Source organism: Pseudomonas sp. TNT3 (assembly GCF_010095445.2).
In the GTDB taxonomy this organism is placed as follows: Bacteria; Pseudomonadota; Gammaproteobacteria; order Pseudomonadales; family Pseudomonadaceae; genus Aquipseudomonas.
Window position 1 is genome coordinate 116,706 of the sequence record NZ_WFGV02000003.1, and the last position, 26,011, is coordinate 142,716.

The 26,011-nt window shown below is 59.8% G+C and carries 23 protein-coding genes; 12 read left to right on the forward strand and 11 right to left on the reverse strand.

Annotated elements, in window-relative coordinates:
- Window positions 1-49: 49 nt before the first annotated feature.
- From GBC55_RS03400 to GBC55_RS03415, 4 genes are all read right to left on the reverse strand, one after another.
- The gene (locus tag GBC55_RS03400) at window positions 50-1,024 is read right to left on the reverse strand and encodes a serine/threonine protein kinase (RefSeq protein WP_162436227.1); all 975 of its coding nucleotides are present in this window, start codon (window positions 1,022-1,024) and stop codon (window positions 50-52) included.
- A gap of 197 nt (window positions 1,025-1,221) precedes the next feature.
- A complete protein-coding gene (locus GBC55_RS03405; protein WP_162436228.1) occupies window positions 1,222-3,123 on the reverse strand; it encodes a PhoX family phosphatase in 1,902 nt (633 codons plus the stop codon).
- 225 nt (window positions 3,124-3,348) lie between these two features.
- Window positions 3,349-4,113: a TOBE domain-containing protein gene (locus tag GBC55_RS03410; RefSeq protein ID WP_162436229.1), complete on the reverse strand. Its 765-nt coding sequence runs from the start codon at window positions 4,111-4,113 to the stop codon at window positions 3,349-3,351.
- Window positions 4,114-4,297: 184 nt separating this feature from the next.
- Complete coding sequence (locus GBC55_RS03415; protein ID WP_162436230.1) at window positions 4,298-5,038, reverse strand: ComF family protein; 741 nt, start codon at window positions 5,036-5,038, stop codon at window positions 4,298-4,300.
- Between the two features lie 92 nt (window positions 5,039-5,130).
- Here GBC55_RS03415 and bioB point away from each other — a divergent pair, with 92 nt between their 5' ends.
- The 10 genes from bioB to GBC55_RS03465 all read left to right on the forward strand — a co-directional run bounded on the left by bioB (window position 5,131) and on the right by GBC55_RS03465 (window position 17,672).
- The gene (bioB, locus tag GBC55_RS03420) at window positions 5,131-6,186 is read left to right on the forward strand and encodes a biotin synthase BioB (RefSeq protein WP_058415231.1); all 1,056 of its coding nucleotides are present in this window, start codon (window positions 5,131-5,133) and stop codon (window positions 6,184-6,186) included.
- Between the two features lie 131 nt (window positions 6,187-6,317).
- On the forward strand, window positions 6,318-7,496 hold the full coding sequence (bioF, locus tag GBC55_RS03425; protein WP_162436231.1) for an 8-amino-7-oxononanoate synthase: 1,179 nt from the start codon (window positions 6,318-6,320) through the stop codon (window positions 7,494-7,496).
- The gene (locus GBC55_RS03430; RefSeq protein WP_162436232.1) at window positions 7,489-8,220 is read left to right on the forward strand and encodes an alpha/beta fold hydrolase; all 732 of its coding nucleotides are present in this window, start codon (window positions 7,489-7,491) and stop codon (window positions 8,218-8,220) included. The genes bioF and GBC55_RS03430 overlap by 8 nt, the downstream gene beginning before the upstream one ends.
- Window positions 8,213-9,025: a malonyl-ACP O-methyltransferase BioC gene (bioC, locus tag GBC55_RS03435; protein WP_162436233.1), complete on the forward strand. Its 813-nt coding sequence runs from the start codon at window positions 8,213-8,215 to the stop codon at window positions 9,023-9,025. Before GBC55_RS03430 ends, bioC begins: the two co-directional genes overlap by 8 nt.
- Window positions 9,022-9,702: a dethiobiotin synthase gene (gene bioD / locus GBC55_RS03440; protein WP_162436234.1), complete on the forward strand. Its 681-nt coding sequence runs from the start codon at window positions 9,022-9,024 to the stop codon at window positions 9,700-9,702. Before bioC ends, bioD begins: the two co-directional genes overlap by 4 nt.
- A 107-nt stretch (window positions 9,703-9,809) precedes the next feature.
- Window positions 9,810-10,106 (forward strand): pyrroloquinoline quinone biosynthesis protein PqqE, encoded by a 297-nt coding sequence (locus tag GBC55_RS03445; RefSeq protein ID WP_162436235.1) that lies wholly within the window; start codon window positions 9,810-9,812, stop codon window positions 10,104-10,106.
- 278 nt (window positions 10,107-10,384) lie between these two features.
- Complete coding sequence (locus GBC55_RS03450) at window positions 10,385-12,190, forward strand: phenylacyl-CoA dehydrogenase (protein WP_162436236.1); 1,806 nt, start codon at window positions 10,385-10,387, stop codon at window positions 12,188-12,190.
- Window positions 12,191-12,530: 340 nt separating this feature from the next.
- A complete protein-coding gene (locus GBC55_RS03455; protein WP_162436237.1) occupies window positions 12,531-13,820 on the forward strand; it encodes a GGDEF domain-containing protein in 1,290 nt (429 codons plus the stop codon).
- A gap of 90 nt (window positions 13,821-13,910) precedes the next feature.
- Window positions 13,911-15,707 carry an acyl-CoA dehydrogenase C-terminal domain-containing protein gene (locus GBC55_RS03460; protein ID WP_162436238.1) on the forward strand — a complete coding sequence of 599 codons (1,797 nt, stop codon included), beginning with the start codon at window positions 13,911-13,913 and terminating at the stop codon, window positions 15,705-15,707.
- Between the two features lie 186 nt (window positions 15,708-15,893).
- Window positions 15,894-17,672 (forward strand): acyl-CoA dehydrogenase C-terminal domain-containing protein, encoded by a 1,779-nt coding sequence (locus GBC55_RS03465; protein ID WP_162436239.1) that lies wholly within the window; start codon window positions 15,894-15,896, stop codon window positions 17,670-17,672.
- A 228-nt stretch (window positions 17,673-17,900) separates the two neighbouring features.
- On the opposite strand, the gene GBC55_RS03470 is transcribed toward GBC55_RS03465, so the two are convergent.
- Window positions 17,901-18,830, reverse strand: a complete 930-nt coding sequence (locus tag GBC55_RS03470) for a LysR family transcriptional regulator (RefSeq protein ID WP_162436240.1) — start codon at window positions 18,828-18,830, stop codon at window positions 17,901-17,903.
- Window positions 18,831-18,999: 169 nt separating this feature from the next.
- Here GBC55_RS03470 and GBC55_RS03475 point away from each other — a divergent pair, with 169 nt between their 5' ends.
- Both GBC55_RS03475 and GBC55_RS03480 read left to right on the forward strand, forming a co-directional pair.
- Window positions 19,000-20,283, forward strand: a complete 1,284-nt coding sequence (locus GBC55_RS03475) for an aspartate aminotransferase family protein (protein WP_162436241.1) — start codon at window positions 19,000-19,002, stop codon at window positions 20,281-20,283.
- Between the two features lie 248 nt (window positions 20,284-20,531).
- Window positions 20,532-20,690, forward strand: coding sequence for a YqaE/Pmp3 family membrane protein (locus GBC55_RS03480; RefSeq protein WP_003228885.1), 159 nt, complete (start codon window positions 20,532-20,534; stop codon window positions 20,688-20,690).
- 97 nt (window positions 20,691-20,787) lie between these two features.
- Here GBC55_RS03480 and GBC55_RS03485 read toward each other — a convergent pair whose 3' ends face one another.
- The 6 genes from GBC55_RS03485 to pqqA form a co-directional block, all read right to left on the reverse strand.
- Window positions 20,788-22,614 (reverse strand): S9 family peptidase, encoded by a 1,827-nt coding sequence (locus tag GBC55_RS03485; RefSeq protein WP_162436242.1) that lies wholly within the window; start codon window positions 22,612-22,614, stop codon window positions 20,788-20,790.
- The gene (gene pqqE / locus GBC55_RS03490) at window positions 22,580-23,722 is read right to left on the reverse strand and encodes a pyrroloquinoline quinone biosynthesis protein PqqE (RefSeq protein ID WP_162436297.1); all 1,143 of its coding nucleotides are present in this window, start codon (window positions 23,720-23,722) and stop codon (window positions 22,580-22,582) included. The genes GBC55_RS03485 and pqqE overlap by 35 nt, the downstream gene beginning before the upstream one ends.
- Window positions 23,723-23,726: 4 nt before the next feature.
- Window positions 23,727-24,002, reverse strand: coding sequence for a pyrroloquinoline quinone biosynthesis peptide chaperone PqqD (gene pqqD / locus GBC55_RS03495; RefSeq protein WP_162436243.1), 276 nt, complete (start codon window positions 24,000-24,002; stop codon window positions 23,727-23,729).
- A complete protein-coding gene (gene pqqC, locus GBC55_RS03500) occupies window positions 23,999-24,751 on the reverse strand; it encodes a pyrroloquinoline-quinone synthase PqqC (RefSeq protein WP_162436244.1) in 753 nt (250 codons plus the stop codon). The genes pqqD and pqqC overlap by 4 nt, the downstream gene beginning before the upstream one ends.
- A 176-nt stretch (window positions 24,752-24,927) precedes the next feature.
- Window positions 24,928-25,839, reverse strand: a complete 912-nt coding sequence (pqqB, locus tag GBC55_RS03505) for a pyrroloquinoline quinone biosynthesis protein PqqB (RefSeq protein WP_162436245.1) — start codon at window positions 25,837-25,839, stop codon at window positions 24,928-24,930.
- Window positions 25,840-25,910: 71 nt separating this feature from the next.
- Window positions 25,911-25,985 carry a pyrroloquinoline quinone precursor peptide PqqA gene (gene pqqA, locus GBC55_RS03510; protein WP_009045898.1) on the reverse strand — a complete coding sequence of 25 codons (75 nt, stop codon included), beginning with the start codon at window positions 25,983-25,985 and terminating at the stop codon, window positions 25,911-25,913.
- Window positions 25,986-26,011: the final 26 nt, after the last annotated feature.

Here is a 26,011-nt window from a genome sequence, read left to right on the forward strand (position 1 = left end):
GCCACCGCTATCGCGAGCAGGCTCACTCCTACAATTAGATTTGTGTTGGTCAGAACAGCTTCAGCGGTTCTTCATTCAGCGCAGACAGTTGCTCGCGCAATGCCAACACCTGATCCCCCCAGTACCGCTCGGTACCGAACCACGGAAAGCTGTGGGGGAAGGCCGGGTCATCCCAGCGACGGGCGAGCCAGGCGCTGTAGTGCATCAGGCGCAATGCACGCAACGGCTCGATCAGCGCCAGTTCCCGGGGATCGAAGTCGTGGAATTCGTTGTAGCCATCCATCAACTCCGACAGCTGTCCGAGACATTCCTGACGATCGCCCGCCAGCATCATCCAGATGTCCTGCACCGCGGGGCCCATTCGGCAGTCATCAAGGTCAACGATGTGGAACATCTCGTCACGGCACATCATGTTGCCGGGGTGGCAATCGCCGTGCATGCGGATGTTCTGGTGCGGCGTGGCCTTGTAGACCTCTTCCACGCGCTTGAGCAGGTCGCGCGCAACCGATTCGTAGGCTGGCAGGAGGCTACGGGGTATGAAGTTGCCTTCCAGCAAGGTGTTCAGCGAATCATGGCCGAAGTTTTTCACGCCCAGTGCTTCGCGGTGTTCGAACGGTTTGGTAGCGCCTACAGCGTGCAGTCGACCCAGCAGTTGCCCCAGGCGATAGAGCTGATCGAGATTGCCCGGCTCCGGCGCGCGGCCACCACGACGGGGGAACAGGGTGAAACGGAAACCATTGTGTTCGTGCAGGCTGGCCCCGTTGTGGATCATCGGCGCGACCACGGGTACATCGCATTCGGCGAGTTCGAAGGTGAACTGGTGTTCTTCGAGAATCGCTTCGTTGGTCCAGCGCTGAGGGCGGTAGAACTTGGCGATCAGCGGCTCGGAGTCTTCGATGCCGACTTGGTATACGCGGTTTTCGTAGCTGTTGAGCGCCAGAATGCGGGCGTCGCTGAGAAAACCGATGCTTTCGACGGCATCGAGCACGAGATCTGGGGTGAGGGTTGCAAACGGGTGGGCCATGCTGACTCCTGCGCGCAGCAGGCTGCCGCGTCCGGCCAAGCATGGTAGCGCAGACGGGGCGTGTTTAGGGGTTGGGTTGAGGTGTGGGTTGTCCGGGCTGACGCTATCGCGGGCAAGCCTTGCTCCCACGGGTCACGCGCCAATTTCAACATGGCACATATCCCGTGGGAGCAAGACTCGCCCGCGAAGAGGGCCGATCAGGCGCCGACGATGCCGCCATCTTCGCGGGAAATGGCCATCACCGAAGACCGGGGTTTGCCGTTCGGCAGGTGTTCAGGGAACGTCGAGCCACCGTTCTCCCCTGGATGTTGAATCCCGACGAACAGGGTTTTCTGGTCCGGCGAGAAACTGATCCCCGTGACCTCGCAGCCAATCGGCCCGACCATGAAGCGGCGGATTTCGCCGGTCACCGGGTCGGCACAGAGCATCTGGTTGTTGCCCATGCCGGCAAAATCACCGGCGTTGCTCGAATCACCGTCGGTCAGAATCCACAACCGGCCAGCCTTGTCGAACCCCAGACCATCCGGACTGTTGAACATGTTCTGCGGCGTAATGTTCGTGGAACCACCCTTCGGCGAGCCCGCGTGAACCCCCGGATTACCGGCGACCACAAACAAATCCCAGCTGAAAGTTTTCGCGCCGTGATCATCACGGTCGGTACGCCAGCGCAGGATTTGCCCGTAGACGTTCTTCTCGCGAGGGTTCGGCCCACCCACCGGTTGACCGTCTTCGCCGCGTTTGGCGTTGTTGGTCAGGGTGCAGTAGACCTGGCCGTCATTCGGGCTGACGACAATCCACTCCGGGCGGTCCATGCGCGTGGCTTTGACGACGCTGGCAGCAAGGCGTGCGTGGATCAGTACTTCGGCCTGATCGGCAAAGCCGCTGCTGGCATCGATGCCGTTTTTGCCGTGGCTCAGCTCGATCCACTCACCCTTGCCTTTCGGGTGATCGGCATTACCGTCGCCCGCGTCGAAGCGCGCCACGTACAGGGTGCCGTGGTCCAGCAGATCGCGATTGGCTTTAGGGGATTTGTGGTTGATCTTGTCGCGGCTGACAAATTTGTAGATGAATTCGCCGCGCTCGTCGTCGCCCATGTACACCACGGCATGCCCGTCAGCGGTTTCTGCCAGTGCGGCGTTCTCATGTTTGAAACGACCCAGCGCCGTGCGTTTGACCGGGGTCGACTGAGGATCGAACGGGTCGATTTCCACCACCCAGCCGTGACGGTTTAGTTCGTTGGGATTCTTCGCCATGTCGAAGCGTGGATCGTGGGGGTGCCAGTTGATTTCTTTGCTGGTGGCCACCACGCCGTAGCGCTTTTGCGCGGCATCGAAGGTTTGCTCGGCGTTGGTGCTGCCAAAGCAGTCGGTGAAGTTTTCCTCGCAGGTCAGGTAAGTGCCCCACGGCGTCTTCCCGTTCGCGCAGTTCTGAAACGTGCCGAGGACGGTTTTGCCTTGAGGGTCGGCGCTGGTTTTCACCAGGGCATGGCCGGCAGCGGGACCGCTCAGGCTGATCGGTGCATTGCCATGAATGCGTCGGTTGTAGCGCGAGCCCTGGACGAAATGCCACTGGCCGTTCTTGCGCTGCACTTCGATCACCGACACGCCTTCGCAGGCCAGCGCCTTGTGCACTTCATCGGCCGACTGCGGCATGCCGCCGTGGGGATAGAGGTAACGGTAGTTGGTGTATTCGTTGTTGATCGCCATCAGCGCCCGGTCGTGCTCGCCGGGAAATTCGAACAGGCTCATGCCGTCGTTGTTGTCGCCGAACTGGACTTCCTGCTGCTGGGCTGTGCCGTTGCCACTGGGGTCGAACGCCGGGCCATCTTTGTGCAGAGGCTGGCCCCAACTGATCAGCACCGAGGATTTGTAACCTGGCGGCAGGCTGATGGCGTCGTTGGTGGCGGCGGGAATGCTGTCAAAGCCCAGGAGTTTGCTGGTGCCTGCGCTGACGCTCGCGGCCAGCACGCTGCGACTCAGCAGGTTGCCGCCCATGAACATGGCGGCGCCGCAGAGGGCGCCGGCGCTGATGAAGCCACGACGGCTGAGACCGACCATCTTTTCGAGGTCGGTGGATTGATTGTCTTCTAATAGGCTCACATCAGGCTCCCTGCTGGTTTTTGCAGACACCTTAAAGACGGTCGATGAAGGTTTTGTTGCAGTGGCCAAAGCGTGATCCTGTAGCAGCTGCCGCAGGCTGCGTTCGATTGCGCAGCAATCGCCGTCAAGCCAACTGATTATCCGTTCAGAATCGCTGCGTCAGGTTTTGCGATTGCTGCGCAATCGAACGCAGCCTGCGGCAGCTGCTACAGGGGATGCGGTGTTTTACAGGGGGGTACCGAGCAGGACGTTCGAGGGGGCGAACTGCACTTGTACCGGTTTGCCGATGGCCAGGCCAAGCGTGCGCAAGTGAAATGGCTCGGCCAGTGCGCAAAGTGTCTGGCCGTTCGGCAGGCCGATTCGGACTTCGCTGGGGCCATCTTCGGCGTCGAGGATTTCTTCGAGGATGCCTTGCAGGCAGTTGTTTCCAGGTGCTGTCGGGTGGTCGATGGCGAGCAGCTCCAGCCATCCGGCCTTGATCAGCGCCACCACTTCGGTGCCGGTTTCCAGCTCCAGGCGCAGGGTGCTGTCGTGGGTGATCTGCGTATCAATGATCAAGCCGGCGGCCAGTTCAAGCCGGATCCGGTCGTTACGTCCCTGAGCATCGATCGCGACGACTTTGCCGTGCAACTGATTACGGGCGCTGGTTCTGAGCATCAGGCGACCGAGCAGGTCCAGGTCGCTGGCATCTTCAGCGGCTTCGAGTACCTGAGCCTGCAAGGCTTGCAGCTTTTGATACAGGCGCAGCACGCGTTCGCCCTCGCTGGACAACTTCGCGCCACCGCCGCCCTTGCCGCCGACACTGCGTTCCACCAAGGGTTTTTGCGCGAGGTTGTTCAGCTCATCAATGGCGTCCCAGGCAGCCTTGTAGCTCAGGCCCGCGCTTTTCGCGGCGCGGGTGATCGAGCCTTGTTCGGCGATGTGCTGCAGCAGGGCGATGCGCTGCGGTCGGCGGACAATGTGCTGGGACAATAACGACGGCATGGACATGGTTCGGCGCTTTGGGTAGTGGCGATGCAGAGGACGTTGGCGGCTTGCGGTGCGGGAGTCAAGTCAGGCTGTGATCCTGTGGGTGTGAGCCTGCTCGCGATTGCGGTGTGTCGGTCGCATCAATGTTGAATGACCAACCGCCATCGCGAGCAGGCTCGCTCCCACAGGGGGCTATGTACTCAAATCAACCAGCATCACCGGGTTTGGGTGTGCGGGCCAGGCAGTAGACGTCGACCCGTGCGGCGCCGGCCTCCATCAGCAAACGTGCCAGGGCGTGGGCCGTGGCGCCGGTGGTCAAGACGTCGTCGACCAGGGCCAGGTGACGCCCCTTGATTGCGGCATCCTGCGTCAAGGCGAAGGCGTTGCGCAGGTTCTTTTTACGGGCATCGGCCTTCAGGTCCTGTTGCGCGCTGGTGTCCTGAATTCGCAGCACCAGCCGCTCATCACAGGGAATGCCGAGGCCGGTGCTGAGCCAGTGGGCAAGCATGGAGGCCTGGTTGAAGCCGCGCTGACGCAGGCGTTTTGTGGACAACGGCACAGGGACCAGGGCATCCGGGCGCGACAGGTCTTCATCGAAGCGATGTTGCAGGAATTGCACAAGAAGTTCGCCGAGCAGGCGGCCAAACGGCCACTTCGCGCTGTGTTTGAAGCGGGTGATCAGCGTGTCGACGGGAAAACTGTAGGCCCATGGCGTCGCAACCTGTTCGAAAGCGGGCGGTTGCTTCAGGCATTGACCGCACGTCATGCCCGCGAACGGTAAAGGCAGGGCGCAGGTTTCACATTGATCACCCAGCCACGGCAGCTCGGTTTCGCAGGCCATGCAGATGGGCGCGTTGTCTTCGGAGGCTTCGTTGCAGAGTAAACACGACTGTTCGTTTTTTAACCAGATGTAAACCGGCCTGTCGTAACATGGTTGACAGCTCATCACTCTTCCTTAAATATGCCGAACATCCGTGTCGCGCCTGTGGGTATTACGTTCCCCCAGTCGCTCGCCAAGCATAAAACAAGGAAATGCCCATGAGCGCCAGCACCACTGCAACCCTGCGTCATGACTGGTCTTTGGCCGAAGTCAAAGCACTCTTCGTTCAGCCATTCAACGACCTGTTGTTCCAGGCGCAGACGGTGCACCGTGCGCATTTCGACGCAAACCGGGTCCAGGTGTCGACGTTGCTGTCGATCAAAACCGGTGCCTGCCCGGAAGATTGCAAATATTGTCCGCAGTCCGGTCACTACAACACCGGCCTGGAAAAAGAAAAGCTGATGGAAGTGCAGAAGGTCCTTGAGGAGGCCGCACGCGCCAAGGCCATCGGGTCGACCCGTTTCTGCATGGGCGCGGCGTGGAAACACCCGTCGGCCAAAGACATGCCGTACGTGCTGGAGATGGTCAAAGGCGTGAAAGCCATGGGCCTGGAAACCTGCATGACCCTCGGTCGTCTCGATCAGGACCAGACCGAAGCGCTGGCCCAGGCCGGCCTCGACTACTACAACCACAACCTCGACACCTCGCCGGAGTTCTACGGCAGCATCATCACCACTCGCACCTACGGCGAGCGCCTGCAAACCCTGGCTTACGTGCGTGATTCGGGGATGAAAATCTGCTCGGGCGGCATTCTCGGCATGGGCGAATCCCTCGATGACCGTGCGAACCTGCTGATCCAGCTGGCCAACCTGCCGGAGCATCCGGAGTCGGTGCCGATCAACATGCTGGTAAAAGTGGCCGGCACTCCCCTTGAAAACGCAGAAGATATAGACCCGTTCGACTTCATTCGCATGCTGGCCGTCGCGCGCATCCTGATGCCGCAATCCCATGTACGCCTGTCCGCTGGCCGCGAAGCGATGAACGAGCAGATGCAAGCCCTGGCATTCTTCGCCGGTGCCAACTCGATTTTCTACGGCGACAAACTGCTGACCACCGCCAACCCTCAGGCCGACAAGGACATGCAACTGTTCTCGCGCCTGGGCATCTTGCCGGAAGCTCGTGAAGAGCACGCGGACGAGGTGCATCAGGCCGCGATCGAGCAGGCGCTGGTTGAACAGAAGAGCAGCGAGCAGTTTTATAACGCCGCTGTTTGATTCGATGCTGAACACTTGTAGGAGCTGCCGCAGGCTGCGATCTTTTGATCTGGATTTTTTAAGATCAAAAGATCGCAGCCTGCGGCAGCTCCTACAGGGGATGCGTCTCCTTCTTTATCTGCGAGGCCTGCATGTCTTTCGATCTCGCCGCACGCCTTGCTACCCGTCGTGCCGAAAACCTCTATCGCCAGCGTCCATTGCTCGAAAGCCCTCAAGGCCCGGAAGTGGTGGTCGATGGCCGGCCATTGCTGGCGTTCTGTAACAACGATTACCTGGGGCTGGCCAATCACCCGCAGGTCATCGAAGCCTGGCGTGCGGGCGCTTCGCGCTGGGGCGTGGGTGGCGGCGCTTCGCACCTGGTGATTGGCCACAGCGGCCCGCATCACGCACTGGAAGAAGCGCTGGCCGACTTGACCGGTCGTCCCCGTGCGCTGCTATTCACCACGGGTTACATGGCCAACCTCGGCGCGGTTACTGCGTTGGTGGGGCAGGGCGATACGGTGCTGGAAGACCGGCTCAATCACGCGTCCTTGCTGGATGCCGGCCTGTTATCTGGCGCACGTTTCAACCGCTACCTGCACAACGATGCCGTGAGCCTGGCCAAACGCCTCGAAAAAGCCACCGGCAACACGTTGGTAGTCACCGATGGCGTCTTCAGCATGGACGGCGATCTCGCCGATTTGCCGGCGCTGGCGCGGGAAGCCAAGGCCAAAGGCGCGTGGCTGATGGTCGATGATGCCCACGGTTTTGGGCCGCTGGGCGCCCATGGTGGCGGGATCGTCGAACATTTTGGCCTCAGCCAGGACGACGTGCCGGTCTTGGTTGGCACCCTGGGCAAGGCCTTCGGAACGGCCGGGGCTTTTGTGGCAGGCAGCGAAGACCTGATCGAAAGTCTGATCCAGTTCGCTCGCCCGTACATCTACACCACCAGCCAGCCACCGGCCCTGGCCTGCGCGACGCTGAAAAGCCTCGAGCTTTTGCGCACTGAGCATTGGCGGCGTGAACACCTGAAAACCTTGATCCGCCAATTCCGCCACGGTGCCGAGCAGATTGGTTTGGAGCTGATGGACAGTTTTACGCCGATCCAGCCGATCATGATCGGCGACGCAGGTCGTGCGGTTCGCCTGTCACAGTTGCTCCGCGAGCGCGGACTGATGGTGACCGCGATCCGTCCACCGACCGTGCCCGCTGGCAGCGCACGACTGCGGGTGACCCTGAGTGCCGCGCACAGCGAGGCGCAGGTACAGCTATTGTTAAATGGACTGGCCGATTGTTTTGCACTACTGGGACCGGAGCCAAGCCATGCGTAATCGACTGATTCTGCTGCCGGGCTGGGGCCTCGGGGTTTCTCCGCTGGAGCCCTTGGCCGCCGCGTTGCAGGGACTGGATGAGCACCTGCGGGTCGAGATCGAGCCGTTGCCAGAGTTGGAGTCCAGTGATCTTGAAGAATGGCTGGATGAGCTCGACTCATCTGTGCCACAGGACGCCTGGCTCGGCGGTTGGTCCCTCGGCGGCATGCTCGCGTCCGAGTTGGCCGCGCGGCGAGGGGATCGCTGCTGCGGTCTGGTGACCCTGGCGAGCAACCCTTCGTTTGTCGCCCATGAGCAGTGGCCCAGTGCGATGCCCGGTGAAACCTTCGATGCGTTTCTGGCGGGTTGCAACGCTGACCCACGAATGACCTTGAAACGCTTCTCGCTACTCTGCGCTCAAGGCGCCGAGGACTCACGCGGGCTGTCGAGGCTGATGCTGGGCGGCGCGCCGCATACGGCTTCGTCAGTGTTGATGAGCGGCCTGGAACTGCTGGCACAACTGGATACCCGCGCAGCGTTGCAGGCGTTTCGGGGCCCGCAATTGCATTTATTTGCGGGCATGGACGCGCTGGTTCCAGCCGAAGCGGCGAGCGATTTGCTGTCGTTGCTGCCAGATGTCGAAATTGGTCTGATTGAACAGGCCAGTCACGCGTTTCTTCTGGAAGACCCTCACGGTGTGGCGGGGGCGATCCAGGCTTTTTTGCATGAGTGCGGTGATGACTGATCTCTCTCTTCCCAACCTTCCCCAGGGCTTGCCCGACAAACGTCAGGTGGCAGCCTCTTTTTCCCGCGCGGCGGCGAGCTATGACAGCGTTGCCGAGTTGCAGCGTGATGTGGGTAGCCAGTTATTGAGTCGCTTGCCCGAAGGTTTTTCACCTGATCGCTGGCTGGACCTGGGCAGCGGTACCGGCTATTTCAGCCGGGCGCTCGGCGGGCGGTTTCCTGCCGGTGAAGGGGTGGCGCTGGACATTGCCGAAGGCATGCTCAATCACGCACGGCCGTTGGGTGGCGCCACGCATTTCATCGCGGGGGACGCAGAGCGGTTGCCGCTGCAGGATTCAACCTGTGACCTGATCTTCTCCAGCCTCGCGGTGCAGTGGTGCGCGGATTTTGCTTCGGTGCTCGGTGAAGCCCATCGGGTGTTGAAACCGGGGGGGATTTTCGCGTTTGCTAGTCTGTGCGTGGGTACGTTGTTCGAGTTGCGCGACAGTTGGCGGCAGGTGGATGGCAGGGTGCACGTCAACCGTTTCCGTGAGTTCGAGGTTTATCAGCAATTGTGCGCTGACAGCGGACTGAGGATAGGGAGTCTGCAAGTGTGTCCGCATGTGCTGCACTACCCGGACGTGCGCAGCCTGACCCATGAACTCAAGGCATTGGGTGCGCACAACCTGAACCCCGGTCGGCCGGGTGGTTTGACCGGTCGGGCGCGAATCCTCGGTTTGATCGAGGCTTACGAGCAATTTCGTCAGGCCGAAGGTTTGCCCGCGACTTATCAAGTGGTCTACGCCGTTCTGGAGAAACCCTTATGAGTGCAGCCTATTTCATCACCGGTACGGACACCGATGTCGGCAAGACCACTGTTGCCGCCGGTTTGCTTCACGCCGCGCGGTCGGCAGGCATGAGCACCGCAGCAGGCAAACCGGTGGCGTCCGGCTGCGACGTGACGCCCAAGGGTTTGCGCAATTCGGATGCACTGGCGTTGCTGGCGGAATGCTCGCTGCCAATGACCTACGTGCAAGTCAATCCGGTCGCGTTTGAACCGGCGATCGCACCGCATTTGGCCGCCAGGGAAGCTGGCGTGGCGTTGACCGTGCAGTCCTTGTTGGTGCCGATGCGGCAGATTCTGGACATGCAGGCGGACTTCACCCTGATAGAGGGCGCTGGCGGTTGGCGTGTGCCGCTGGCGGATCAGGACAACCTGTCGGACCTGGCAATCGCGCTGGGCCTGCCGGTGATTCTGGTCGTCGGCGTGCGGTTGGGTTGCATCAACCATGCGCTGCTGACGGCTGAAGCCATTGCGCGGGACGGTCTGCAACTGGCGGGGTGGGTGGCCAATATCATCGATTCCAAGACGTCGCGCCTGGAAGAAAACCTGGCGACCCTGGCCGAGCGAATTCCCGCGCCGTGCCTGGGTCGAGTGCCCAAGCTCAAGTTGGTGACTGCAGAAGCGGTGGCCGAGCATTTACAGCTGGATCTGCTGGACTAGGTTTTGGCTATGACAAGGCACTGTGCCATTAGTGTTTTTGTCGGGCCTTTTACCCGTGTGTCTGCTTCAATGCCAGTTGTTGATCCTTCCCAAGAACGAGTTCTCCCATGGAAATCTCAGGAAACACCGCTTTTTATGCCGGTCTGAGCACTGTTCAGGCTGGGCAGAGTCGCGTCGACCAAGCTGCCGGGCAAATCGCCAGCGCCACCGTCGACCGTTCGGTGGTCAGCCAGTCGTCCGACGTTCAGGTCGATCGTTTGCGTGGCGTTGACCGCGCTCAGCAATCGGACCTGGCCAGCGACGCTGTGGAGATGGCTCAAGGCAAGCTGCAACTCGAGCTGGGGGCAAAGGTGGCCAAGGCTTCCGATGAAATGCTCGGCACGTTGATCGACACTTACGCCTGATTCTTTCGCTGTATCCGCACCCTCGACGCCGCGCTTGTTCGCGGCGTTTTTCTGCGTAAGTCCTTCTCGCTCAACTAATCTTTTCTCTAGCGTCCGTTGCTCCATCAACCGCCGTACACGGCTGCGCGTGCGCAATGCAAAAGCCGTGATGACGAACGGCAAAAGATCGACGCTTGACAAGATTTGGTCGTAAACGTATGTTTCAAACAACTGTTTGACCGTCACAACAAATCATTACGGTCGTTCATTCCCGGTTACATCAGCAGAGGTTTATCGCTATGCCTGACTACAAGGCCCCCTTGCGTGATATTCGCTTCGTTCGTGACGAACTGCTCGGCTACGAAGCGCACTATCAGAGCCTTCCGGCTTGTGCGGACGCAACTCCGGACATGGTTGACGCCATTCTTGAGGAAGGCGCCAAGTTTTGTGAGCAGGTACTGGCTCCGCTGAACCGCGTGGGTGACACCGAAGGCTGCACCTGGAGCGAGTCCGGCGTTAAAACCCCGACTGGCTTCAAAGAGGCCTATAAGCAATTCGTTGAAGGCGGCTGGCCAAGTCTGGCTCACGACATCGAGCACGGCGGCCAAGGCCTTCCGGAATCGCTCGGTCTGGCGGTCAGCGAAATGGTCGGTGAAGCCAACTGGTCGTGGGGCATGTACCCAGGCCTGTCCCACGGTGCGATGAACACCATCAGCGAGCACGGCACGCCTGAGCAGCAAGAGGCTTACCTGACCAAGCTGGTTTCCGGCGAATGGACCGGCACCATGTGCCTGACCGAACCGCATTGCGGCACCGACCTGGGCATGCTGCGTACCAAGGCTGAACCTCAGGCTGACGGTTCCTACAAAGTCTCCGGCACCAAGATCTTCATCTCGGCCGGCGAACACGACATGGCCGACAACATCGTCCACATCGTGCTGGCACGTCTGCCGGATGCACCGGCTGGCACCAAAGGCATCTCGCTGTTTATCGTTCCCAAGTTCATGCCGAACGCTGACGGTTCGATCGGCGCTCGCAACGCCGTGACCTGTGGTTCCCTGGAACACAAGATGGGCATCCACGGTAACGCCACCTGCGTAATGAACTTCGACGCGGCCACCGGTTTCCTGATCGGCCCGGCGAACAAAGGCCTGAACTGCATGTTCACCTTTATGAACACCGCTCGCCTGGGCACCGCGTTGCAAGGTCTGGCGCACGCCGAAATCGGCTTCCAGGGCGGCTTGAAATACGCTCGTGATCGTCTGCAGATGCGTTCCCTGACTGGCCCGAAAGCGCCGGAAAAAGCCGCTGACCCGATCATCGTTCACCCTGACGTACGTCGCATGCTGTTGACCATGAAGGCGTTCGCCGAAGGCAACCGCGCGATGGTTTACTTCACCGCCAAGCAAGTCGACGTGGTCAAGTACGGCGTGGACGAAGAAGAGAAGAAGAAAGCCGACGCACTGCTGGCCTTCATGACGCCAATCGCTAAAGCTTTCATGACCGAAGTCGGTTTCGAGTCCGCCAACCATGGTGTACAAATCTACGGCGGCCACGGTTTCATCGCTGAATGGGGCATGGAGCAGAACGTTCGCGACAGCCGCATTTCGATGCTGTACGAAGGCACCACCGGTATCCAGGCACTCGACTTGCTGGGCCGTAAAGTGTTGATGACCCAAGGCGAAGCTCTGAAAAGCTTCACCAAGATCGTCCACAAGTTCTGCCAGACCAACGAAGGCAACGAAGCGGTCAAAGAGTTCGTCGAGCCGTTGGCTGCGTTGAACAAAGAATGGGGCGAGCTGACCATGAAGGTCGGTATGGCGGCCATGAAAGACCGCGAAGAAGTCGGCGCGGCGTCCGTGGATTACCTGATGTACTCCGGTTACGCCTGCCTGGCCTACTTCTGGGCTGACATGGCGCGTCTGGCTGCTGAGAAACTGGCTGCCGGCACCACCGAAGAGGCGTTCTACACCGCCAAGCTGCAGACTGCGCGCTTCTACTTCCAGCGCATCCTGCCGCGTACCCGCACTCACGTGGCAACCATGCTGTCGGGCGCTAACAACCTGATGGACATGAAAGAAGAGAACTTCGCGCTGGGCTACTAAGCCTTAACGCAGTCGTTCAAAAAACCGCTGCTCCTTCGGGAGCGGCGGTTTTTTTTTGCCGGTGACGTTCCGACGCTGCAGTCGCAAAAAACCGAGGGAGGTCGAAAAGTCGACCTGCTGACTGACCACGTTTTTAATCGCGGTGCCGCGATCTGCCGGGCAAGGCGCTTTCCGGGACATGGAGGTTGGCAGCGATTGCGCTCCGCATGCGCGCCTGGCCACTGGTTGAAACATGCCGTCTAAAAAAACCGTACTAAATCACTCAGAAAGTCCCGGCATCTGCCGTTACAAGGAGAGGGCACAATGCCATCAATCGATGTGACGGTCGGAGCTTTTACCCTTGCCGCGTTCTTCCGCTGTACGTTTCAGTCATTTTTTGCCGTCGTTGGTGCTTTTGCTGGCAGGGCTCGCGGCTGCCTACGTTAAAGACCTCAATGTCTTCTTCACCTCGCTGTTCAACGTATTGCCAACGCTGGTGTTGTTGCTGGGCGGGGCCTACTGCGCGGTTTATCGCCGCCAGCGCGAATTGTTCCTGATGGTCACGGTGTACATCGCCTACTACTTGCTGGACGCGCAGACCGACTATTACCGCGACAACGGCAAGGTACGTGATGACGCCGCGGTGATTTTTCATCTGGTGTGTCTGCTACTCCCTCTGATGTTCGGTGTGTTCGCAGCCTGGCAGGAACGCACCCATCTGTTCCAGGACATGGTGGCGCGTTTCGCCGTGTTGCTGGCCGTCGGCAGCGTGGCGTTGGGGCTGGAGCAGAGTTACCCACAGGCGCTGTTGATGTGGCTGGCTGAAATCCGCTGGCCCGCGCTGCATGGCGCCTGGATGAGTCTGATCCAGCTCTCTTATCCCGTATTCATCGCCATGTTCGTGCTCTTGAGCTGGCAGTACTGGCGCAAGCCGAGACCCTTGCACGCCGCACAGCTTGTGGGCTTGCTGGGGTTGTTCTGGATGTTGCCGAAGACGTTCATCCTGCCGTTCACGCTGAACATCATGTGCAGCCAGGTGATGTTGATGATTGCGGCGGCGGTGGCTCATGAAGCCTACCAAATGGCCTTCCGCGACGAACTCACGGGGTTGCCGGGTCGCCGCGCGTTGAATGAACGCATGCAGCGCCTGGGACGCAATTACGTGTTGGCGATGAGCGACGTCGATCACTTCAAGAAATTCAACGACACCCATGGCCACGATGTGGGCGATCAGGTGCTGCGGCTGGTCGCCAGCAAGCTGTCGAAAATCGGCGGGGGTGGCAGGGCGTATCGCTATGGCGGTGAGGAATTTGCACTGGTGTTCGCCGGCAAGACCCTTGAGGAGTGCCTGCCGCACCTGGAAGTCATCCGCGCATCCATCGCGACGTACAACATTCATTTGCGCAACCAGGACAACCGTCCTCAGGACGATCAGCAAGGACGACAGCGCCGGGCCGGTTCGAGTGCTTCAAGTGTGTCGGTCACGGTCAGCATCGGCGTTGCGGATCGACTGGAGCAGCGCACCCCGGAACAAGTGCTCAAGTCCGCGGACGAAGCGCTCTACAGCGCCAAGGGGGCCGGACGTAACTGCGTGGTGGCGTATGGTCAGAATCGCCGTGGCGCCGTGCGTATGGACGCCGCTACGGATTGAGTGATGATGGCGCATTCAGCGTCTGGACTGTGATTGTAGGGCGTGGTTGGCGGCAGTAGGTTTGAGTGATCTGCTGACGGAGAAAATGCCATGCCCGAGTACAAAGCTCCCCTGCGCGACATGCGCTTCCTGATCGACCACGTCTTTGATTTCCACAGCAACTACGCGGCTCTGGGCGCCACTGACGCCAGCCCGGACATGGTGGCGGCGATCCTCGAAGAAGGCGCGAAATTCTGCGAGAACGTGCTCGCGCCGCTCAATCGCAGCGGCGACGAAGAAGGCTGCCATTTCGACAATGGCGTGGTGACAACGCCGGCAGGTTTCAAGCAAGCCTTCGCCCAATACGTTGAAGGCGGCTGGCACGGTCTGGCAGCGGATCCTGCTTATGGCGGCCAGGGATTGCCCAGTTCCCTGGGGCTGGTGATCAGCGAAATGGTCGGTTCCAGCAACACGTCCTGGGGTATGTATCCGGGGTTGACCCACGGTGCCATGTCGGCCATTCATGCCCACGGCACCGAAGAACAGAAACTCACCTATCTAAGCAAACTCACCGCCGGGCAGTGGACGGGCACCATGTGCCTGACCGAAGCCCATTGCGGCACCGACCTGGGCATCATCAAGACCCGCGCTGTACCAACGGCCGATGGCAGCTACGCGATCTCCGGCAGCAAGATTTTCATCTCCGCCGGCGAGCACGATATGAGTGACAACATCATTCACCTGGTGTTGGCGAAGCTGCCGGATGCGCCGGCAGGGACCAAGGGGATTTCGCTGTTTATCGTTCCTAAGTTCCTGCCCGATGGCGACGGTGAGGCGGGGGAGCGCAACGGCGTTTCCTGTGGCTCTATCGAACACAAAATGGGCATCAAGGCCTCGGCCACCTGCGTGTTGAACTTCGACGATGCCAAGGGCTACTTGATCGGTGAGCCGAACAAGGGCCTGAACTGCATGTTCACCATGATGAACCACGCTCGTCTCGGCACCGGTATGCAAGGATTGTGCTTGGGCGAGGCGAGCTTTCAGGGGGCGATCAAGTACGCCAACGATCGCTTGCAAATGCGTTCGTTGACCGGCGCGAAAGCACCGGAGAAGCCTGCTGACCCCATCATTGTTCATCCCGACGTGCGTCGGATGTTGCTGACCATGAAGGCCTTCAACGAAGGCAACAGGGCGCTGACTTACTTCACTGCACAGTTGCTGGACACTGCGCATCTGAGTCCCGATGAAACGGCGCGTCAGGAGGCTGAGGATTTGTTGGCGTTCCTGACACCCATCTGCAAGGCCTTCATGACCGATACCGGGCTGGAAGTGACCAACCACGGGATGCAGGTGTTTGGCGGCCACGGTTTCATCCGTGAGTGGGGCATGGAGCAATTGGTTCGTGACTGCCGGATCGCCCCGATCTACGAAGGCACCAATGGTATTCAGGCGCTGGATCTGTTGGGACGCAAAGTGCTCGGCAGCCAGGGCAAATTGCTGCGGGGTTTCACTAAAATCGTCCATAAGTTCTGCGCAGCAAACGCCGCGCATCCGCAACTCGCGCCCTACGTCGCGCAGCTCAACGATTTGAATCGGCAGTGGGGTGAGGTAACGACCCAGGTGGGCATGGCCGCGATGAAGAATGCGGATGAAGTCGGCGCCGCGTCAGTGGATTACCTGATGTACAGCGGCTACATCATCCTCGGCTATTTGTGGCTGCGCATGGCGCTGGTTGCACAGGCCCAGATCGACGACGGTAGCGGCGATGCCGATTATTGCCGGGGCAAACTGGCGACCAGCGAGTTTTACTTCAAGCGATTGCTGCCACGCACTGCCGCTCATCGGGCGGCGATCGAGGCCGGCAGTGATTGTCTGATGAAGTTGCCGGCGGAGTTGTTTGCGCTCTGACTTTTTCTCTGTGGCGAGCTTGCTCGCCACAGGATTTTCTTGATCTCCATATTGCAATTTTGTGACTGTAAAATACGCAGTGGTCACAGCATGACCCTATGTGTCGTAAAAGTTGTTGGGTTACACTCGAACTCAACAAAGACACCATTCATGTGAATCAACTGTAAAGATCCTGCGAGGTTTGCCATGGCTGACTACAAAGCGCCCCTGCGCGATATGCGCTTCGTCCTCAATGAAGTATTCGAGGTCGCCAAACTCTGGGCCGAGTTGCCTGCACTGGCCGAAACTGTCGATGCTGAAACGGTCGAAGCCATTCTGGAAGAAGCCGGCAAGGTCACCAGCAAAACCATTGCGCCCCTGAGCCGTGCAGCGGACGAAGAAGGTTGCCATTGGGCGGACGGTGCTGTCACCACGCCGGCAGGTTTCCCACAGGCTTATCAGACTTACGCTGAAGGCGGATGGGTCGGCGTAGGTGGCGATCCGACCTATGGCGGCATGGGCATGCCCAAGGCGGTGTCGGCCCAGGTCGAAGAAATGGTCAACTCCGCGAGCCTGTCGTTTGGTCTGTATCCGATGCTGACGGCCGGTGCCTGCCTGTCGATCAACGCCCACGCCAGCGAAGAACTCAAAGCCGCGTACCTGCCCAACATGTACGCCGGTGTCTGGGCTGGCTCCATGTGCCTGACCGAGCCACACGCCGGTACGGATCTTGGGATCATTCGCACCAAGGCCGAACCTCAGGCCGACGGTTCCTACAAGGTCAGCGGAACCAAGATTTTCATCACCGGCGGTGAACACGACCTGACCGAGAACATCATCCACCTGGTACTGGCGAAACTTCCGGACGCACCGGCAGGGCCGAAAGGTATTTCGTTGTTCCTGGTGCCGAAGTTCATGGTCAATGCCGATGGCAGCCTGGGCGCGCGTAACGCGGCGAACTGCGGTTCGATTGAACACAAGATGGGCATCAAGGCTTCATCGACGTGCGTGATGAACTTCGATGAAGCCGTGGGTTACATCGTCGGCGAGCCGAACAAAGGCCTGGCGGCAATGTTCACCATGATGAACTACGAGCGTCTGGGTGTCGGCATTCAAGGCCTCGCCACGGGTGAGCGTTCGTACCAGAACGCGATCGAGTACGCCCGTGACCGTTTGCAAAGCCGTTCGCCGACCGGGGCGCAGAACAAGGACAAGGTCGCTGACCCGATCATCGTCCACCCGGACGTGCGTCGCATGCTGTTGACGATGAAAGCCTCGAACGAAGGCGGCCGTGCGTTCTCCACCTACGTGGCGATGCAACTGGACACCGCCAAGTTCAGCGAAGATGCCACGACCCGCAAACGTGCCGAAGACCTGGTGGCGTTGCTGACCCCGGTTGCGAAAGCATTCCTGACCGATCTCGGCCTGGAAACGACTGTCCATGGCCAGCAGGTGTTTGGCGGCCACGGCTATATCCGTGAATGGGGCCAGGAACAACTGGTGCGCGACGTGCGTATCACCCAGATTTACGAAGGCACCAACGGCATCCAGGCGCTCGACCTGGTGGGCCGCAAGATCGTCGGTACCGGCGGGGCGTTTTATAACCTGTTCGCTGACGAGATTCGTCATTTCACCGCGACGGCCAGCGCTGATCTGGCGGAGTTCACCAAGCCACTGAACGATGCCGTGACCACGCTCGACGAGCTGACCGCCTGGTTGCTGGATCGGGCGAAAAACAACCCGAATGAAATCGGTGCCGCCTCGGTCGAGTACCTGCAAGTCTTCGGCTACGTGGCTTACGCCTACATGTGGGCACTGATGGCCAAGGCTGCATTTGGCAAGGAGGCGCAGGAGGATTTCTACGCGAGCAAACTGGGCACGGCGCGGTTCTATTTCGCGCGTTTGCTGCCGCGGATCCACTCGTTGAGCGCTTCAGTGAAGGCGGGCAGTGAATCGCTGTTCCTGCTGGATGCAGCACAGTTCTAAAAATGTAACGTCATGTAAGCATTCTCTTACATGACGTGCTGCCTTTCTGCCCTATGCGAAAATTGGATCCAGAGCTAATCTACTTCACATGGACGTAGCGCAGGAAGCGCACTAGCAACAACATGGACACGTAGGATTCTGCCAGGATGGCGGAGCGAAATGGATGTCAGGGAAACAGTCTGCAAAGCCCCGCTTCGGCGGGGTTTTCTTTTGCCCGCAGAAAAGTGGTCAGCTGAGCCCGTCGATGTTGACCGGGTTGTTCAAGCGATCAAGCGGCCCGTTGATGACTTCTTCCAACAGGGTGCGCAATAAAGCCAGTGAGGCTTGTTGGCGCTGCACATCCCGGCACACCAGCCCGACTTTCAACGGCACTCGCGGTTCGGTCAACGGTTTCCACAGCAGTTCGTCGCTGCCGAGCGCCTTCTGCGAGCGCCCCGGAAGGACCGTCGCCAGTCGGGTATTCGGCAGACTGTCGAGAATCCCTGCCATATTGTTCAATTCCGCCTGCACCTGCGGTCGCCGTCCCAGGCTGGCCAATTGCGTCTGCCAGATCTGCCGGACTTGAAACTCTTCTCCCAGCAGCAACATCGGCAACTCGGCCGCCTGGCTCATCGAGACTTTCTTGAATTCGCGCAACGGGTGATCCGCCGGGATGACCAGCGTCAGCTCATCTTCGTACAGCATCACACCGTGCAACCCCGGCTGGCGTGGCGGCAGGTAGCTGATGCCGATGTCCAATGAGCCGTTGAGCAACCGACGCTCGATCTCCAGCCCCGTTAACTCATAGATCTGCACGACAAGATGCGGCTGCGCCTTGCGTACCCGTTCGAGCATCTGCGGTACCAGGCTGGTGTGCACGGTTTGCAAGACGCCGATGGCCAGTGTTCGCAGCGCCTGCCCCTTGAAATTACCCAGCGCTTCGCGTGCGCGTTGCAAGCCATCGAGCAAGGGCAGTGCGTGGTTGTATAGCGTATGGGCCGCCAGCGTGGGCAGCAGCCGTTTGCTGCTGCGTTCGAACAGGCTGACATCGAGGTTTTGTTCGAGGTGGCGGATCTGCTGGGACAGGGCGGGCTGGGAGATGGACAGTCGCTCGGCCGCACGGCCCACATGGCCTTCTTCGTAGACCGCGACGAAATATCGCAGTTGCTTGAAATCCATAAGTAACTCTTATCGAAAATGCTGGTAAATCGAAATGGCTCAGGGCCGCGCCTGAGCATAGTCTAACCGCATTCAAAAGGCTTACAGGGCCATAAACCGAGATGAATACCGTTGACGTCGATGGCATTTGCATAGGCAAGGCAAAAAACCTCGAACGAGGTTTGATCGGATGAATCTGTTCAATTTGCGTCGTAGCCCGCCCAGTATCGATGACCTTGTGGAAGGCAGTTTTCAGGCTTGCAGCGACAATAAGCCCTCCAGCGATTGCCTGATGCCTAGCGTTGAGCGACCTGCGCAAGTATTTGTGCGCGGTCAGGGCTCGTGGTTGTGGGACAGCGATGACCGTGCCTATCTGGACTTCTCCCAGGGCGGCGGCGCCAACAGCCTTGGGCACAGTCCTACGGTGTTGGTCAACGCGATCACCGAGCAGGCGCAATCGCTGATTAACGTCGGTTTCGGTTTACAGCATCGCGGCATGCTCAATCTCGCCAATCGGCTGTGCAAGAGCACCGACAGTGATCAGGCGTACCTGCTCAACAGCGGTAGCGAAGCCTGTGAAGCGGCGATCAAATTGGCGCGTAAATGGGGTCAGCGATATCGCGGCGGCGCTTCAAGGATCATCGTTGCAAACAACGCGTGCCATGGACGGAGTCTTGCCACGATTTCGGCGTCGGACAGTACAACGCTGACTAATCGATTCGAGCCGCTGTTGCCCGGTTTCAGTCATGTGCCGTTCAATGACCTGCCGGCCCTGCATGCGGCTGTTGATGCCCAGACCGTGGCGATCATGCTCGAGCCGATTCAAAGCGATGCCGGGGTTATCCCGGCCACCGAGCGTTACCTTAAAGACGTCCAGCAGTTGTGCCGCGAGCTCGGCATCCTGTTGATCTTCGACGAAGTGCAGACCGGTATTGGCCGCTGCGGCGCCTTGCTTGCTGAACAGTCCTACGGCGTGCGGGCAGATATCGTGGTGCTGGGGAAAGGACTGGGTGGCGGCGTTCCCTTGGCGGCGTTGCTGGCACGTGGGAAGGCCTGTTGTTTCGACATCGGCGAACTGACCGGGACCCACCATGGCAACGCATTGATGACCTCGGCTGGCCTGGCTGTGCTCGACAGCGTGCAGGACAAAGGCTTTCTCGATCATGTCGACGAAACCGGTCAGCACCTGCGTGAAGGTCTGGCGCGCCTGGCCCATCGCTACGGTCACGGCGAATTGCGCGGGCGAGGGTTGCTATGGGGGTTGACCCTGTCGGACGACTCCGCTGATGCGGTAGTCAAGGCGGCTTTGCACGAGGGCTTGCTGCTAAATGCCCCACAGCCTGATTGCCTGCGCTTTACCCCGGCACTCACCGTCAGCACATCCAACATCGACGAAATGCTCCTGCGCCTGGCCCGCGCTTTCTCTCGCGTGCGCACCGCGCAACTGCAATGTCGCAAAGGGATTGCCGTCTGATCGGACTCGCCCTACACGAATTCCCGAACCGTCTCGCGGTATAACGCATCGCCCCACGCCTGATTCTTTTGGCGTGGGGCGTTTTTTTTAACGATGAAGCAATAGAAGGCGGTGAAAGAGCTGCTAAACATCGTTCAAAAACACGGTCTGGAAATACTGGCCTGAAGATCCGTACTGAACCCTGACCAACGGCGCGTGTCGATTAGCTGTGTGGCTCACACGAGCCGATTTCAATCAGGAGCTGACCCATGGACTTCATTCGAATCATCATTGCAATTCTGTTGCCGCCACTGGGTGTTTTCCTGCAGGTGGGTTTCGGCGGGGCGTTCTGGCTGAACATTCTGCTGACGTTGTGCGGATACATTCCGGGGATCGTGCATGCGGTGTACATCATCGCCAAACGCTGAAAACTGTAGCGTTCGTTAGATCGCTTTGCGAGCAGGCTCGCTCCCACAGGGTGCGAGCCGGTCGACCTGTGGGAGCTGGCCTGCCAGCGATGCGGTATCAGCTGTCGAGCGCCATGATCCTTCGATAAAACAACCATTCCTGCTCCAGCGCATGTGCCTGATTGCCTGCCTTGCGAAAGCCATGGCGTTCGTCGGCGTAGTAATGCGCTTCCACCAGAATACCGTTGTCTTGCAGCGCCTTGACCATGTCACGGGTCTGCTGCGGCACCACCACGGCATCCAGTTCACCCTGAAAGAAAATCATCGGGACCCGGATGTTGCTCGCATGTAGCAACGGTGTTCGCGCCTTGTAGCGCTCGGCATCCTTCTCGGGATCGCCGATCAGCCAGTCGAGATAATCACCTTCGAACTTGTGGGTCGCGCGGCTGAGTGCAACCGGGTCGCTGACGCCATAAAGACTGGCGCCGGCGCGGAACACGTTGTGAAAGGCCAAGGCACAAAGGGTGGTGTAACCGCCGGCACTTCCGCCACGAATGAACGCCTGGTCGCCGTCGATCATCCCCCGGTCCGCCAGGTAGGCGACCACCGCGCAGGCGTCCTCGACATCTACCGCGCCCCAGCTCAAATGCAAAGCCTGGCGATACGCCCGGCCATAGCCACTGCTGCCGCGATAGTTAAGGTCAGCCACGGCAAAGCCGCGTTGCGCCCAGTACTGAATGCGTGGATCGAGCATCGGGTAGCAAGCGGAGGTCGGCCCGCCATGGATAAACACCACCAGCGGCGGTTTCGCCTCACCGGTCATCGCCGGATAAAAGAAGCCATGGGCCTCGCCTGAGCCACTGGGGTAGCACAGCGTATGTGGAACGCTGATGTGTTCGGCGGGCAACGGTGTGACGCCGCCCGCCAGTACCTTCACCTGGCGGGTGCCGCGATCGATCGCGATAACGGCCGATGAACTGACCGGTGATGCAGCGATGCAGTAGATAAATTGCTCATCGATCGCCAAATGACGGAAGCGGCTGTAAGGGCCCGTGAAGTCTTCACTGACGTCAGCGACCAGGCCCAGTTTGCCGAATCCATCTTCGGTCCAGCTGGCCAGGTAGCTGTCTTCACTGAACGCAAGCCAGGTGCAGCCGCCGAGTTGCCAAGGGGCGGGTCCGTGGTCGGCTTCTGCACTGGGCAGCGGACTCAAACCTTCTGCAGATTCCACCCAGGGCTGCCAGAAGCCGGCGCGATCCGTCAGGCAATACAATCGGCCACTGCGATCGAACCTGGGTTGTTGCAGCGATTCTTGAACGTTGTCGCCGGCCACGCAACGCGGCAGGGAAAAGCCGCCATCGTCGAGGCGATCGGCGACCATCAGGCGAGTGGCTGTCCACGGCTGATCCGGTCGGCTCCATTCGATCCAGGCCAAGCGTTGCGAGTCGGGACTCAATGTCGGCGCCGCATAAAAATCAGCCCCTTCGACCAGCAGATGACGCGTGCCGTTAACGACATCGATAGCCACCAGGCGATGCTGGTCACGGTTCTCCTCGACGGCCATGACCTGTCCGTTGGCGAACTGCAAATCGCCATAACGGCACTCGCCGCGAGTCAGCCCTTCGGGCGTCCCGCCCGTAAGCGGCTGTCGATACAGCTGCTGGTCGGCTTCGTTGACGAACACAACCCCGTCATCGGTCAGACAAAACGCGCCGCCGCCATATTCATACACCCGACTGCGCACGCTGAAACCTGGTGGCGTCAGGCAATGCGCCTGACCCTTATGCCAATGCCAGATTCGGCAAGCGGCGTCTTCGGGACGGTATTCGTTCCAGAACAGGCCATGCCGGCCGACCTGCAATTCGGCAAAGTCGACACCGGCAGCGACGGCTTTGGCGGCGCTGAAGGGCTCAGCTTTTAGCGATGAGGCGTGAGTTTCGTTCATTGCGAAAGGCCAGTTGTTCGATGGTCTGAGTCGCGTGCTCGGCTTCTTCGCGGGCCTTGAGAATCACGCCGTGATGTTGCGATTTACTGCACACCGGGTCAGCGTTGCTGGCGTCACCGGTGAGCATGAAGGCCTGGCAGCGGCAGCCGCCGAAGTCTTTTTCCTTCTCGTCGCAAGAGCGGCACGGCTCGGGCATCCAGTCGTAGCCGCGAAAGCGGTTGAAGCCAAACGAGTCGTACCAGATGTGCTGCATGCTGTGGTCGCGCACGTTGGGAAACTGCACCGGCATCTGTCGGGCACCGTGACAGGGCAAGGCGGTTCCGTCCGGCGTGACGGTCAGAAAAATACTGCCCCAGCCATTCATGCAGGCTTTTGGGCGCTCTTCATAATAATCCGGCGTGACGAAAATCAGTTTGCACGGATGCCCTTCGGCTTCGAGCCTGGCGCGGTATTCGTTGGTGACGCGTTCGGCGCGCACCAGTTGTTCTTTGGTCGGCAGCAAACCGACCCGGTTGAGCTGCGCCCAGCCGTAAAACTGACACGTCGCGAGCTCGACGAAATCGGCCTCAAGGGCGATGCACAGCTCAATGATCCGGTCGATCTTGTCGATGTTGTGCCGGTGGGTGACGAAGTTCAGCACCATCGGGTAACCATGGGCCTTCACTGCTCGAGCCATTTCCAGCTTCTGGGCGAACGCTTTTTTCGAACCCGCGAGCAAGTTGTTCACTTGCTCGTCACTGGCCTGGAAACTGATCTGGATGTGGTCCAGACCCGCTTTCTTGAAATCGCTGATTTTCTGTTCGGTCAGGCCGATGCCCGAGGTGATCAGGTTGGTGTAGAAACCCAACTTGCGCGCTTCGGCGATCAACTCGGCAAGGTCCTGGCGCACCAGCGGTTCTCCGCCGGAAAAGCCCAGTTGAGCCGCGCCCATTTCCCGTGCTTCGCGAAACACCTTGATCCACTGCTCGGTGCTCAACTCTTTACCCTGCTCGGCGAAATCCAGCGGGTTGGAGCAGTAGGGGCATTGCAGCGGGCAACGGTAGGTCAGCTCGGCCAGCAGCCACAGAGGCAAGCCGATTTCAGGTTTGGGCGGCAACGTGCCTGACACAGTGTCAGGCAAGTTCGATCCAGTGCTCAGCACGGGCGACCTCCATGAATTGCTCGATGTCTTCACCAAGCTCGGGCACGCCGGGAAACTTCGCATCAAGTTCGGCGATGATCGCCGCAACGTCGCGCTCGCCATCGATCAAACCGCCGATCAATGCAGCGCTTTCGTTGAGTTTGATCATGCCTTCAGGGTAGAGCAGCACATGGCCTTTTTGTGCCGGTTCGTACTGATAACGGTAGCCAGTACGCCAGGTCGGGGTCTTGCTGCGATCGAAACTCATAAGGTGATTCCTTTATGCCAGACCCGCTGTTCAGTCACGCTGTGATAAGGCGGGCGGTTCAGTTCGTAGGCCATGCTCATGGCATCGAGCATGCTCCAAAGAATGTCCAGTTTGAACTGGAGAATTTCCAGCATGCGCTCCTGGCCTTCACGCGTCGTGTAGTGCTGCAAGGTGATCGCCAGTCCGTGTTCGACATCGCGCCGTGCCTGGCCCAGGCGGGTACGGAAGTATTCGTAGCCGGTCGGGTCAATCCACGGGTAGTGCTGCGGCCAGCTGTCGAGACGTGACTGGTGGATTTGCGGCGCGAACAGTTCGGTCAACGAGCTGCTGGCGGCTTCCTGCCAACTGGCCCGGCGGGCGAAGTTGACATAGGCGTCCACGGCGAAACGCACGCCGGGCAGCACCAGTTCCTGAGAGCGCAGTTGATCCGGATCGAGCCCGACTGCCTGGCCCAGACGCAGCCAGGCTTCGATGCCACCGTCTTCGCCGGGAGCGCCGTCATGATCGAGCAGGCGTTGAATCCACTCGCGGCGAATCTCGCGATCCGGGCAGTTGGCGAGGATTGCGGCGTCCTTCAGGGGGATGTTCACCTGATAGTAGAAGCGGTTCGCGACCCAACCCTGGATCTGCTCGCGGGTCGCCCGGCCTTCATACATCGCCACGTGATAGGGGTGATAGATGTGGTAGTAGGCGCCTTTGGCGCGCAGCGCGGCTTCGAATTCGGCGGGGGGCATCGGGGTGTCAGTCATTTCGGTTCTCCGGGGCATAACCGTAGAGTTGTAGCGCCTGTACCGGCCTCATCGCCAGCAGGCTGGCTCCCACAGGGGAATGCGATCAACTCGCCAGCAGGCAGCTCCCACAGGGGATTGCGATCAACTGTGGGAGCCAGCCTGCTGGCGATAGACCGCGCAGCGGTCTCGATTTCTTACAACACAATACTCATGCCGTCATACGCCACTTCAACATCGCGTCGCACCAGCTCCGCTCGCTCGGGTGAATCCTCATCGAGAATCGGGTTGGTGTTGTTGATGTGGATAAGTACTTTGCGCGGCAGTGGCAATTGCTCGAGCACTTCGAGCATGCCGCCGGGGCCGTTCTGCGCCAGGTGACCCATTTCCCGACCGGTGCGCGTACCGACGCCGCGGCGCTGCATCTCGTCGTCATCCCACATCGTGCCATCCACCAGCAGGCAATCGCTGCCCGCCATGATCTCCAGCAGTGGCGCGTCGACTTTCCCCAGGCCCGGTGCGTAGAACAGCTTGCCGCCGGTGTTCACGTCTTCGACGATCAGGCCAATATTGTCGCCTGGGTGCGGGTCAAAGCGGTGCGGCGAATAGGGGGGCGCGGCGCTACGCAGGGGCAGCGGGGTAAAGCGAAGATTGGGGCAGGCAGGGACGGTGAAGCTCTGGTCCAGTTCGATACGGTTCCAGCTCAAGCCGCCGTTCCAGTGGGTCAACATGGTGAACAGCGGAAAACCGGTGCTCAGGTCTTCGTGGACCATGTCCGTGCACCACACCTGGTGCGGGCATCCTTCACGCAAGCTGAGCAGGCCCGTGGTGTGGTCGATCTGGCTGTCCATCAGGATGATCGCGCTGATACCGGTATCGCGCAGGGCGCGGCCCGGTTGCATCGGGGCAAAGCTCTGGAGCTGGGCGCGGATGTCCGGAGAGGCGTTGCACAGAACCCAGTTCACACCGTCATCGGAAATCGCGATGGACGATTGGGTGCGCGCTGTTGCCCGCAGGCTGCCGTCGCGAAAGCCTGCGCAGTTCACGCAGTTGCAGTTCCACTGGGGGAAACCACCGCCAGCGGCGGAACCTAGAATCTGGACAAACATGGTCGCTCCATCATTTCGAATCTGAAAATAAAAACGCCCCGGTGAACCGAGGCGTTGAACCGCGAGAGATCTTAGCGGCTTGCGAAGTACATGGTGACTTCAAAGCCGATACGCAGATCGGTGTAAGCAGGTTTGGACCAGGACATGGGAGTGCTCCTTCAGGTGGTGGGAC